Origin of the sequence: Pseudomonas neuropathica (genome assembly GCF_015461835.1) — a bacterium.
Lineage (GTDB): Bacteria > Pseudomonadota > Gammaproteobacteria > Pseudomonadales > Pseudomonadaceae > Aquipseudomonas > Aquipseudomonas neuropathica.
In genome coordinates this window covers 85,080-97,754 of record NZ_JACOPX010000003.1, presented here as the reverse complement: position 1 = coordinate 97,754, position 12,675 = coordinate 85,080, and the positions used below count along the sequence as shown (strand labels likewise).

Annotated in this window: 9 protein-coding genes; 3 read left to right on the top strand and 6 right to left on the bottom strand. The window is 60.2% G+C overall.

Features of this window, described 5'->3' with window-relative positions; all coding sequences use genetic code 11:
* Window positions 1–121 precede the first annotated feature (121 nt).
* Window positions 122–787 carry a DsbA family oxidoreductase gene (locus H8F23_RS04360; protein WP_194933545.1) on the bottom strand — a complete coding sequence of 222 codons (666 nt, stop codon included), beginning with the start codon at window positions 785–787 and terminating at the stop codon, window positions 122–124.
* 177 nt (window positions 788–964) lie between these two features.
* Window positions 965–1,999, bottom strand: coding sequence for an alpha/beta fold hydrolase (locus tag H8F23_RS04355; RefSeq protein ID WP_095048301.1), 1,035 nt, complete (start codon window positions 1,997–1,999; stop codon window positions 965–967).
* Window positions 2,000–2,217: 218 nt separating this feature from the next.
* Between H8F23_RS04355 and H8F23_RS04350 the strand changes: the two genes are divergently transcribed.
* From H8F23_RS04350 to metR, 3 genes are all read left to right on the top strand, one after another.
* Window positions 2,218–7,764: a dermonecrotic toxin domain-containing protein gene (locus tag H8F23_RS04350; protein ID WP_194933544.1), complete on the top strand. Its 5,547-nt coding sequence runs from the start codon at window positions 2,218–2,220 to the stop codon at window positions 7,762–7,764.
* A 126-nt stretch (window positions 7,765–7,890) separates the two neighbouring features.
* Window positions 7,891–8,403 (top strand): hypothetical protein, encoded by a 513-nt coding sequence (locus H8F23_RS04345; RefSeq protein ID WP_194933543.1) that lies wholly within the window; start codon window positions 7,891–7,893, stop codon window positions 8,401–8,403.
* A gap of 139 nt (window positions 8,404–8,542) precedes the next feature.
* The gene (metR, locus tag H8F23_RS04340; RefSeq protein WP_007916739.1) at window positions 8,543–9,460 is read left to right on the top strand and encodes a transcriptional regulator MetR; all 918 of its coding nucleotides are present in this window, start codon (window positions 8,543–8,545) and stop codon (window positions 9,458–9,460) included.
* Between the two features lie 36 nt (window positions 9,461–9,496).
* Here the strand turns inward: metR and H8F23_RS04335 are convergent, their stop codons facing one another.
* The 4 genes from H8F23_RS04335 to H8F23_RS04320 form a co-directional block, all read right to left on the bottom strand.
* The gene (locus H8F23_RS04335) at window positions 9,497–9,994 is read right to left on the bottom strand and encodes a GNAT family N-acetyltransferase (protein ID WP_194933542.1); all 498 of its coding nucleotides are present in this window, start codon (window positions 9,992–9,994) and stop codon (window positions 9,497–9,499) included.
* Window positions 9,995–9,996: 2 nt separating this feature from the next.
* Complete coding sequence (locus H8F23_RS04330) at window positions 9,997–10,635, bottom strand: LysE family translocator (RefSeq protein ID WP_093430595.1); 639 nt, start codon at window positions 10,633–10,635, stop codon at window positions 9,997–9,999.
* A gap of 23 nt (window positions 10,636–10,658) precedes the next feature.
* The gene (locus H8F23_RS04325) at window positions 10,659–11,093 is read right to left on the bottom strand and encodes an NUDIX hydrolase (protein ID WP_194933541.1); all 435 of its coding nucleotides are present in this window, start codon (window positions 11,091–11,093) and stop codon (window positions 10,659–10,661) included.
* A gap of 67 nt (window positions 11,094–11,160) precedes the next feature.
* Entirely contained in the window at window positions 11,161–12,522 is a 1,362-nt protein-coding gene (locus H8F23_RS04320) for an HD domain-containing phosphohydrolase (protein ID WP_194933540.1), read from the bottom strand.
* Between the last annotated feature and the right edge of the window lie 153 nt (window positions 12,523–12,675).

The window sequence follows — 12,675 nt, the reverse complement described above, 5'->3', positions numbered from 1 at the left end:
GCAGTACCGAATCCATAATCGACTCAATGCATCAGGTCGGCGGATAGCCAAATACAACGCGGTCAGTCCCCTCTCCCTCCGGGAGAGGGTTAGGGTGAGGGGCTTTTGGCTCCTACCGATATCAGCTGACCGTCCCGCCCTTGGACTCCGCCATGATCTGCCGGATCGCGCCAACAAACGCCTCCACCGGCTGGCCACCCGTCACCGCGTACTGCCCGTTGAACACCACCGTCGGCACCGAACTCACCCCTCGCTGCAACCACAATTGCTCTTCTTCACGCACCTCATCGGCAAACTCGTCCGACGCCAGAACTGCCTCTGCACGCTGACGATCCAGCCCGACACTTTCCGCAATCTGCACCAGTTGCCGATGATCCGACGGATTGCCGCCATCGCTGAAATACGCCTTGAACAGCGCCTCTTTCAACAGCTGTTGCACACCTTCAAGACCGGCCCAGTGCAGCAAGCGGTGCGCATCGAAAGTGTTGTAGATACGGCTGTTGCCGTCAGTGCGAAACGCAAACCCGAGCTCAGCGCCACGGGCACGAATGGCTTCACGATTTTTCTGCGATTGCTCAGGGGTCGAGCCGTACTTCTCTTGAATATGCTCGGCGATGTTCTGCCCGTCTGCGCCCATTTTCGGATTGAGTTCGAACGGCTGAAAACGGATCTCGGCCTGCACTTCGTTGCGCAGAATTTCCAGTGCCTCTAACAGGCCATACAAACCGACGACGCACCAAGGGCAGGAGACGTCGCTGACAAAATCGATTTTCAAGGCAGAACTCATCACACACCTCGCGGGGGGAAATCGTGCGGGAAAGTTTGCACGATACACCTGCCCTGACCTTTGTGGTCACCGTAATGCCCCTTCGCGAGCAAGCTCGCTCCCACAGGGGAACGCATTCCAAATGTGGGAGCGAGCTTGCTCGCGAAGGGGCCATCACCATCACCACAAATCTTTGGGCTACAGCAGATTCCCGCCCACCACCGGCTCAATCTGCGCCCAATGCGAGGTGTCTTCACGATGCGCCTGCAAATACGGCAACACCGCCGCCAGCAACGGCTCCTTGAACGCCTCTTGAAAACGATGCGCCAACCCCGGAATCAGCTTCAACTGGCTGCCGCGAATATGCGCCGCCAGATGAACCCCGTGCATCACCGGCAACAACGGATCCGCCGTGCCATGCACCACCAGCGTCGGTACCCGCAACTGATTGAGTAATGCCACCCGGCTCGGCTCGGCAAGAATCGCCATGATCTGCCGCTTCACGCCTTCGGGATTGAACGCGCGGTCATACGACAGCGCAGCCTGATGCAGCAAGACCTGGCGATCATCGGTGACCGCCGGGCTGCCCAGCGCGGCCAGCAGATCAGCCTGCTGTTCCAGCGCCACCTGTCGATTCGGTGCGCCGCGACGCGACAATAACTGCACCAGCGCCGCGCTTGGTGCCGGCAGACCTTCGGCGCCCGAGGTGGTCATGATCAACGTCAGACTCTCGACCCGCTGCGGTGCCATCGCCGCCATGTGCTGGGCAATCATCCCGCCCATGCTCGCGCCCAGCACGTGGAATTGCTCGACGTGCAACGCGTCCATCAAGCCCAGCGCGTCGTCTGCCATGTCGGTCAGGCTGTAAGGCGCCGCCACCGGCAGACCGAGCTTGTAGCGCAGCACCTCGAAGGTCAGATTGGCGTCAGCCGGCGCCTGCCGCCAGGTCGACAGACCGACGTCGCGGTTGTCATAGCGAATCACCCGAAAACCCTGCTGACACAGCGCAACCACTACTTCGTCCGGCCAGTGGATCAACTGTCCACCCAAGCCCATGACCAGCAACAACGCCGGATCCGACGCGCGACCAATGCTCTGGTAAGCCAGGCTCACCTGCTGCAGATCAACGTGCTCGGTCGGCACATTGACGTCGCAACGCGCCGCCGCCCAAGACGACGATCCGAAAAAAATCGCGACCAGAACAGCCGCGACCGATACAAAACCCTTGACCATGAAAAACACCGAAACGCAGAACCCCAGTAGAGCGCGAGTCTGATGAAGTTTGTTCAAGCGCGCTGCCACACTTCGATGACAGTTTGATGAAGAGTGCCGAGTGGTCATGGGCGGTGGTTGCAAACAATATCTATGTACCGCCATCGCCTTGCGCGATTTCTCTTGAATGACCCGCTCAGGGACGGATTCCCCGCCCCGCCAATGCGAGTCACGCCACCATGCTCGAGCGCCTTATTCTGGATGAGCTCCCCGCACCGTCACCGTTGCCCGAGACCGTCGAACTGCTGCCGAAAACGATTGATGACAGCCTGCTGCTGCAGGCTTGCCAACGCTGGCGCGCCAGCAGCGAGGGTTTGCGCGATTTGTTTGCCGCCAGCCCGGCCCTGCGCGACAGCGTCAATGAATTGCTGCGCCAACAACTGCAACTGGACGGCGAAAAGACCGGACTGCGCTTTGCGGCCACCGCTGACCAGCCGGAGCACATCGTCAGCCTCACCGACGCCTGTGCCTTTGTCGTTCAACACCCGACACTGGAAACCGATCTGGATCAGCGTTGTGTCCTCACCGGTATCCGCGCGGGCCATCTGTTATCCACTCTGAAGCCCCTGCAGCTCCTGAAAAAACTCAAAGCCCTCGACCCGCGCAAATGCCACGAGATTCGCTGGGCAGAATTCTGGGACGCGCGAGCGCCGCGCACACCGGTGTCGCGACGTACCCGCGCCACGCAGCTTTACCGCGAGCATTTCGAAGCCACTGCACACATGGCTCTCGCCCATCAGACGATTACCCCAGCGCAACTCAAAACGCTGCAACTGATCATTGATTCAGGTGCTGACGCGCTGACAATCGAGGGTCAACCTGTGCACACGGAAAAGTTGGCCCTGGTGCTGAGCAACGACAGCAAAATCAAACTCCCCGGTGCATGGGTCGTCAGCGTCGGCAATTTGGCCACGGCGGCGCCTTTGCTTTATCTGCCCGGAAACGCCACATCGATCCAGGCCTTCACCACCCGCGCAGACATGCAGACGTGGCTGACCAGCGAGGTACAGATTCCCACCGGACTGCCCAAGGACATCCTTCGCGTTGACTACAGCGCAGCGCTTGACCCGATGGTCACTGGCGCCAGCGATCTGTTCGCCGACCGTCACCACGCGCAGCTCGACGCCTTGAGCAATACCAACAAAGGCCATCCCGGGCTCAGGGCGCATGGCGCGCGCTCACTGGTGCATGTCGACCTGATTGATCATCAGCGCAGCAGCGCGATCATCGTGGCGGCACCGCCAAAACCGCTCAACTCCGCCAGCGATGTCGAGACCGACGAAACACCGCTGTTCGGCAGCCTGTCCGCCGGGATTCCACTGGCCGTGCGCCACGCGGCACTCAAGCGCCAACGCGAGGCGTTTGAGCGCTTGCAAGACGATGACAGCGACGGCGCTCGATACCGAGAATGCCAGAACGCCATCGATGCGCTGGAAACCGCCGAACAAGCCGGCACCACCGCTGCCACAACGCTGCTTTACAGTGAAACGGCCCTCGACGTGAGCACCTTCAATACGGCGTTCAGTGCCCTGCGTCAGGCACACCGGGACGGTTTGTATGCCGAAGGCAGACTGCAAGCGGCACTGGGCCAACTCGACAGCGCCGAACACGATCTGCTCAAAGCCGTGCTGGATACCCCCGTCGCGGCCGAACGCGACGCGGACATCACGGCGGCCAGCCTGATCTTGTCACTGAGCGAAACCAGGGATGGGGTCACGACAACGCAGAGCGAAGTGCTCAAGGGCGCACTCGTCATCGGACGCCAGGCGGCACTCTCGGACACTTCCAGTCTGATGCTCTACTGGCCGGGCAATGGCGGTGGCCTGCAACGCTTTGCCGATCGCCGGACACTGGCGCGCGAGGTGTTCAGGATTCTCGATGACGACAGCAACCTGACCCTGCAACTGAGCCCGATCACCACCGACCCACTGCAGCACTGCCTCAAGGAGCTGGTGACCGACTTCGAAGCAAAAGCCACCCCCCTGCGCGGTATACCCGAGCAGGCCGACGCACTGACCATCCTGCGCCAGGGCTGCCTCGGCAATCTGCAGGTTCCGCTGCACGCCGCCAGACAACTGGCCTTTGCTCATCTGCAGGAACAGCAACGCAGCGGCACCCTCGCCGGGCATCTGCCGGGCTGGCTGGTTACGCTCAAAGAGAGCGAGCGCAGCGAGTTGAAACAGAACATCGAGGCGTACATTGCGGCGATGCGCCAAAGCCACGCGCTGATGACGCTTGCGCTGGAACCCCGTGACGACTTCACCCGCCGCCACCTGCACGCACGCCTGCGCAAGGATTTCTCCCTTGATGGTGACTTTTCCATCCTGGTTGAACTGCCCGATTCGACCACCACCGAACAGGTGCCCGAGGCTGGGCCCGGTGGCATCAGGAAGAAGACCAACATTGTGCCCAGCAAAGCACACAGCAAAATGTCACTGGAGGACCTGGCCCAGCTCAATATCGATAACGTGCAATCGGTGCTCAATGACTCGCTGTCACAACGCCTGGTCTTCCTGCGTCTGGAGATCACCGCGACGCACAAGAACGATCGCAGGCGCCTGCTCAACGGCATCAACCTGACCTATCTGCGCAGGGTCCTGCCGGAACTCGACCTGCCCAAAGCCTATGAGCAGAAGATCCGTGACGCCTTTCAGGGCGCCGCCAGCGAGTCGGCATTCGTCAGACAACATCGCCGGGAAAGCCTGATCGAACCCTGGCGCCTGATGCTGAAAATACAGGGCGAAAATGCACGCCTGCAAAAACACCTCAGCGCTGATGAAGCCGCGCTGCTGAACACAGCCATCGATGCCGACACCCCACAGGCGTGGCAAGCCAACGGCAAGCGCCTGGTACTGTTGCCGGTGTCGTTGAAAGTAGGCGGAAAGGACACCCCCCGCGAAGGCCCGGTGACGCTGTCCGGCGTCTGCTTCATCCAAGAGCAGGTCAGCGGCGTTACCCTCCTGTACCTGCCGGACAGCCACGACGGGCAGTTTTTCCGCCGCTACGACACGTTAGAGGCGGCGCGCAAAGGGCTGTTCACCTTGTGCGCAACTGACAAATGGATCGACTACCTGGCAGGCAGGACCTTGCACGGCAACGTCAGGGCCCATGTCCGGCGGATCGGTCAGGCTGTGGAAAAAAACTTCGATGCCATTATCCAAGTCGGCGTGCGCTGGCCGGCCAGTACTTCGCTGGCCGCGCACCTGCTCGACGCGCACATGGGACGCTTGGTCGAAGCCCATCGCGGCACGTCGCGCTCCAATGATGAGCTGTTCTTCGAGCGTTACGCCCTGAAAGGCCCGCGCGCCTTCAACTACATCAAAATGGCCTTGGGCATGGTGCCCTTCGTCGGTAGTGTGCTGGCCCTCTACCAGGCCTGGACCGCTGCCAATCAGGCGACCGCCGCATTCTTGCGCGGCGATGTGGCCGACGGTCTGATGGAAATCGAATCGATGCTGTTGTCGTTGATCGACGCGTTCATGGATCTGCTTCCGGGCGAAGCCGCGGCGTCGACCCTCTCGCGGACGACCCGTGCGTTGACGCGGGCGCGTCAGCTTCACGCGGTGGTGCGCAATGTGGCGGCACTGCAGATCAAGTCGCAGCGTCACGCCCGGCATGTGCTGGCGCGCTTCAAGGATTACGAATATGAAAAGCCGATTTCCCTGGCCGCCACAGAGCCGGTCGGCCACGGCCTCTATCGCGGGATCTACCGGCATGCCGACGGTGACTTCATCGAGCGTCAGGGTCGCCTCTACCAGGTAGAGCTGAGCCGGGATTCGCGCAGCTGGCGCCTGACCGGCAACTCGCGAAAAACCTACAAGCAGCCGATCGCACTGGATGAAAGCGGACACTGGGACACCTGGTTCGGCGTCCACGGTACAGCCCTTGAAGGCGCCGTGGTGGGAGGCGGCAATGTCGTCGGGCGTGTCGCCGATACGCTCGACCCTTACTGGCCGCCGGTGATTCGCCAACGCTTGCCGCGCTGGCTGGTGGATCGACACTTCCGCCGTCACCATCAACTGACCGCCGAGGCTGACGAACTGGCCCTCCAATTGCAACGCAGGGGAGCAAAAAGTGACCGGGTGATCAATGCCTACGCCGCAGCCACGGACGCGCAACGCCTGACCATGTTGCCAGCGGTCGAAGCCGCTTGCGTGGGCGATATCCAATTGGCCAGGCAGCGTTATGAGGCGTTGACCGAGTTGACTACGCTGACCCAGGGCAGAAAACGCAGGGCTGTCGCCCAGATGCAAAGCAGGACCGCATGGCTGTTGACTGAACGTTACCGGCGACGCGTCTTTCACCTGTGGCATAAAATTGATGGCATGACACGAGCAATCAACCGATTGAAGGAGCTACACAATGCGTTGCCGGGTGATGCTGTGGCTGAACGTTTGAAACACTTTGAAGACATACACCGGTTTCGTGTCGAGATCATCAACCAGCTCGATCAATTGGGCGAACTCAAGGATCAGGTCAATCACTGGTATGAACGCATGCTGGCTAAAGACCGGCCGAAAATTTCGGCGCTGGTCGATAACACGAACAGTCGTCACAGTGAAGCCGTGTTGCTGTACATGAAAACCTCCCAACGCCTGGAAATTGTCAGAAAAACCGGCAGCCCCGACGATGCCTCGTGGCGCTATTTTGAGACGATGGCAGCGCCCCTGCGCAACAAAATCGATCTGCGTCTGTACCGCCAGTACAACCTGCCGAACATGCAGAATACGACCGCCCAACGTAAAAGCATTCTTCAGGAAAGCATCGACGCTTGCGTCGAGTATCGGCGCGAGATGGCGGTATGGACCGCCAGCTATCCGCAATTCTTTCATCTGGACGTAGTCGAGCCCTTGCTCGAAGGCATTGATCGCATGGCGGATCGAGCGCGTGCCGCAATCAACAAGCCACCTGAACCGAGGGTCGCGGGGCAACCTCTGCAGCGCGTGTTCATCACGGATGACAACCAATTGCGCCATGGCGTGGAGCAATGGGACAACGTGACCAACACCCGTCAATACAGAAGTACCGGGATTGGAGGTTATGAAGAAATCTGGGAACAAGGCGCCGATGGCGTCATGCGCCTGACCAACCCGCAAAACCTGGCAGTTCCCTCCCCCGCCGAGCTGAGTCTGGCCACCCTGGTAACTGAGGCACAGCAACGTCTGGAGAACGTGGCCACTTACCGCGCCACGGTGCAGAGCAACGCCAACCGCGGCATGCTCCCCGTCGACCTGCAACACATGATGGACAGTCAGGCGAGTGAACTCACCAGCCGTGCCGACGGTATCGTTGCCAAGTCGGCAGAGCAACCGATCATCCAGCAATTGCGCGATCAGGCCGCCGAGCTGATCGTCGAAGGCCGTACCTTGCGCACCCAACACTCATTGACCAGTCAAAAGCCTACCGACGGCATGCTTGATGACCTCATCGGTCAAAACGCGGTGGAGATCCGTAAACCCCTTGCGATCCGGCAACTGGCGGATCATCAGGGTCGCCCCAACTACCTGCAGGAATATGAGGTCTGGAATCTCACGCAGGAGCCTGCGCAATTACTCTGGTACGTGCATTTCCATTACCGCTCGGCGACCCGGCCTTTGCGTCAATTCGAAAGGGCTCACCTGAAACTGCCGGCGCATCGCAAGCTGACTCACGCTGACGACCCGACCCTGCTCGATTCCAGAATCACTGCACAGTCCATTGTCCTGCGGCATTTCGAAGGGATTTGAATCCACGCTGTGCTACCGCCTGTCGCTACTGTCAGATCTGACAGTAGCGCGGCCAAGTGTTTGCGCAGCCAATGGATCGACGACGGAACTCTTGGTGAAACGTCGATACGATCGGGAATGGCAGACATGAATAACAATCTTCTTCAGAACGGCGACTTTGACACGGGTGAGTTTGATCCTTGGGAGGTACACGTATTCCAAGGCGAAGCCTGCGTCATTCAGCATAATCGCAGCGCCCAGGCGCAGGTGCTGCCCGGAGTGAACAACGGCGTCGTGCTGTTGAACCGATTCAATGTCCAACCCGGTGCCTTTACCGTGCAGATCGATGCATCCGCGCCTGAGGCCAAATACCATCAGGATCCGCCGAACATCGACACGCACGGGATTCTGTTTTTTATCATTTCGGGCTATGGAGAGGGCGGTAGAAAAATCCAGTACGACATCGGTAGCTGGTGGCTGAAACCTGCACAAAACTCTTTCAAATACTCCGGCGTCATGTTGGACGGCGTAGTGGAGGCCGAGGTGCAAGTATCCTTTCCTTCTGATCCTCTCAGGGTCAAGGGCCCGCTCTACATCGATAACGTCAGCTATACGCTCGATTCACCCGAACACGTTCGCGAAACCCGATGGAGTCAGTGAACGGCAGACCGGTACCACCTATGCACAAGGACGTGCGGCGCTCCACGGATTAAAGAGGTGTAACGGTCGACAGCTCACGTAACTTGAGACAAACTCACCCTCCTTGCGTTTATCACAAGTTTTCCTCATGGAGCCTTCGGTGCTTGAAATCCGTCACCTGAAAACCCTGCACGCCTTGCGTGAAGCCGACAGCCTGGTCGATGCCGCCGACCGTTTGCACCTGACGCAGTCGGCGCTGTCCCACCAGTTCAAGGAGCTTGAGGAACGCCTGGGCATGGCGTTGTTCGTGCGCAAGACCAAACCGGTCCGGTTCACCAGCGCCGGTTTGCGCTTGCTGCAACTGGCTGACGCAACCCTGCCGCTGTTGCGCGCCGCCGAGCGGGATATCGGCCGTCTCGCCGGTGGTACGGCTGGGCGTTTGCACATGGCCATCGAATGCCACAGCTGCTTTCAGTGGCTGATGCCGACCATCGACCAGTTCCGCGATGCCTGGCCGGAAGTCGAACTCGACCTCGCTTCGGGTTTCGCCTTCGCACCGCTGCCGGCGCTGGCGCGTGGCGATCTGGATCTGGTGGTGACTTCCGATCCACTGGAAATCGCCGGCATCACCTATGTACCGCTGTTCACCTACGAAGCCATGCTTGCCGTGGCCAATCAGCATGCGCTGGCGAGCAAGCCGTACATCGTCCCCGAAGACTTGCTGACGGAAACGCTGATCACCTACCCGGTGGAACGCGACCGTCTCGACATCTTCACACGCTTCCTGGAACCGGCCGACATCGAGCCGGCGCAGGTGCGCACTTCGGAACTGACGGTGATGATGATGCAACTGGTCGCCAGCGGCCGTGGCGTCTGTGGCATGCCGCACTGGGCGCTGCACGAATACAGCTCGCGCGGTTACGTGAAGGGTAAACGGCTGGGGGAAAAAGGCCTGTTCGCAACGTTGTATGCGGCGATTCGCACCGACATGCTCGATGCACCGTACATGCGGGATTTTCTGCTGACGGCGAAGGACACCTCGTTCTCGACCCTGGACGGTGTCAGCGCGGTTCGCTGAGTCAAGTACACCGCTCCCACAGGGATCAGCGCAGTATCAGAGTTGACGCCACATGTGGATCTTGTCGAAGTAGTCTTCGCCCACCCGCACCGCCAACGGTTCGAGGCCGAACTGGATAAAGCCGCAGCGCTGGTAGAGATTGAACGCGGCGTCATTGCCGGCGGTAACGGTAAGCTGGAGCAGTTTCAGTGCCGGGTGGTTTTGCGCTTCGGTAATGGCCGCCTGTACCAGTTCATGGCCCAGACCGTGCTGGCGAAAATCCGCCGAAACGTACATGCCGAACAACGTGGCCTTGTGGCGAGCCTTCTCGCGCGGTTCGAAGGCCAGGCCGACGATGCCGGCCAACGTGCCGGCTTCAAACGCGCCAAGCACCACATCGAGCTTGCTGGTCAGACGCCCTTCCCACCAGCTCAATGGCATCACCGCGCGTTCGCGAACGCTGGAGGTGAACGCCTGCGGATGGCGGTCATAGGCTTCTAGCATCAGTTCGCGGTAAGCCAGGGCATGACTGGCGTCCAGCCGTTCGATCCACATGTTCACGCCGTCCTGCGTTGCTCAAGCATCAGCCGCACAGCGAGGCCGCCGAGGACGAAGCCCATGAAATAACGCTGCAGCGCCAGCCACGTCGGGTTACGCACAAACCACGAAGCGATGCCCGCCGCGAACAGCGCGATCAGCAAATTGACGCAGAAACTGACGCTGATCTGGGTCAGGCCGAGAATGATGCTTTGGGTGAACACCGAACCGTGTTCAGGGGAGATGAACTGCGGAAACACCGAGAGGTAGAACACAGCGATTTTCGGGTTCAGCGCGCTGGTGAGAAAGCCCATGGTGATCAGCTTTCGCGACGAGTCCGGCGGCAATTGCTGCGCCTCGAACGGTGAGCGCGCGCCGGGTTTCACTGCTTGCCAGGCCAGCCACAGCAAGTACAGCGCACCGGCCCACTTCAGCACTTCATAGGCCATCGGCACTGCCAGAAACACCGCAGTCAATCCCGCAGCCGCCGCGAACATATGCACAAAGAATCCACTGACCACGCCGAGCAACGAGGTGACTCCGGCCTTGCGCCCCTGACAGATCGAACGCGAAATCAGATAGATCATGTTCGGCCCTGGCGTCAGCACCATCAGCAATGCGGCAGCGGCGAAAATCAGCAAGTCTTGAAGCGGGATCATGGCAAAGTCCTTTGCGTGGATGATCAGGCGATTGCGCTCAGCGATTTGCGATAAAACGGCAGGATCAGGTCGCGTGTCAATGGCGCCAGAACCACAGCAGGATCAGTGGCCGGATCGACCCAGATCACTTCTTCGATTTCCGCCGCCGGTGTGACGTCGGCCTCGATCGTCAGTTGAAAGATCTCGGCCTGCACGACACACCCCGGCTCGTTGGCCGCAGGCGCCGAGAACTGGCCGAGAAAGCTGGTCTGCGCAGGATCGATCCGCAACCCCAGCTCTTCTTCCAGCTCGCGGGCCAGCGCGTGCACCGGCAACTCGTGCGCCTCGATCTTGCCGCCCGGTTGCATGAACGCCGTGGTGCCGCGCTTGCGCACCAACAGAGTCTGGCCTGCGGGATTGAGCAACAGCGCGGCGGCTATACGAATGAGGTTTGCAGAGACAACGGATGCAGAAGTCATGGATCAGCCACCGGCCTGGAAAAACCGCAAGGATCCCATGCCCGGCCCAATGACGTCACCTCACCGATCATTCCCCCTGCGCCTTGAGCGTGGCTTCAACCTCCTCCGGCACCTTGACGAAAATCGTGTACTTGCCGCCCTCCATGGCTTCAAACGCAATCAGCTTTTCCACCAACAGCGCGCTGAGCACCTTGCCGGCATTGAGCAGCAGCATGCCGTTATCGGCATTGAGGTTGCGCGCCAGAATCATCCCCGCCGCCAGATCCCGAGTGGACAGCACCTTGACCGACGGATCCGCCAGCGTCACGTCGCTGAGGAACGCGGCACACACCTGAATGAAATCCTCGACCAGATCGGGATCGTACAAACGCCCGGCGTACTGGCGCAGGTACAGCAGCGCTTCATCGCTGTTCATCTGCCGCTCAAGGATCAGACCGCGCTGCAACTCGACGAAATCCACTGCCAGCTTCAGCAAGCGTGAGCCGAACGGAATGCCCTCGCCCTTGAGCCGGTCGGGAAAGCCGCTGCCGTCCCAGCGCTCCTGATGATGCAGGATCAGACGCGCCGCATCCTTCATCGGGTCCAGGGTCATGAGCAACGATTCGCTCTGCTTCGGATAGCTGCGATAGCGCTCGCGTTCGGTATGGCGCAGCAGATCCGAGGGCGTGGTCATCATCGCGTCGGTCCAGCTCAGTTTGCCAATGTTGTACAGCGCCGCCGCCATGGTCAGATCACGGCTGGTGGCCTCGTCCAGCCCGTGCTGTTTGCAGTAGCTGCGCACCAGTTCGATGATTTGCCGGTTGGTCTGTTTGGCAGGTGGCAAGCGCAGATTGGCCAGCAACGAAAACACTTCGGTACCGGTGACATAGCTGTGCTTGAGCTCTTCGTACGCCAGATCGAGCATGTCGGCGGTCTGCTGCAGTTCGGCGGTGCGCGCTGCGACATGCTTTTCCAAAGTGCTGTTAAGCAGTTTGAGCTGGTCGTTCTGCACCCGGGTCAAGCGCTCCAGCCGTTGGCGCTCCTGCTCGGAATGCTGGTGTTCGAGGGACTGGCGCAGAATCAGCAGCAGCTCTTCGTCATTCCACGGTTTGCTGATGTACCGGTGAATCTGCCCGTCATTGATGGCTTTGATGATCGCCGCCGGGTCGGCATAGCCGGTGAGCATGATCCGCGCCGTCGCCGGAAAACGTTCACGGACATGCGCCAGTAACGAAGCACCGTCCATGCTCGGCATCCGCGCATCGCTCATCACCAGGTTGACCGGCTGCTGCGCGAGGATCTCCAGCGCCTGGGCGCCGCTGGTGGCCAACAGAAGATCGTAGGGTTGGCCGCGTAACAGGCGACGCAGGCTGTTGAGGATTGACTCCTCGTCATCAACCAGCAGCACTGTGGGTCGATGCGCCGGCAGCGGCGCGGATGGCTCTTCCATGGCATAGCCTCAAGCAAACAGGGAAATTACGACGCACCGAGCCAACACTTCGCCGGTCCGCGCCTGAGTCCAAGGCTAGATGATTTTGGCCGGCATTCACGCCGATCTTTGTCCGGGGCCGAAAGCGCAGTGCCGGGGAGCCGACTATGCTGA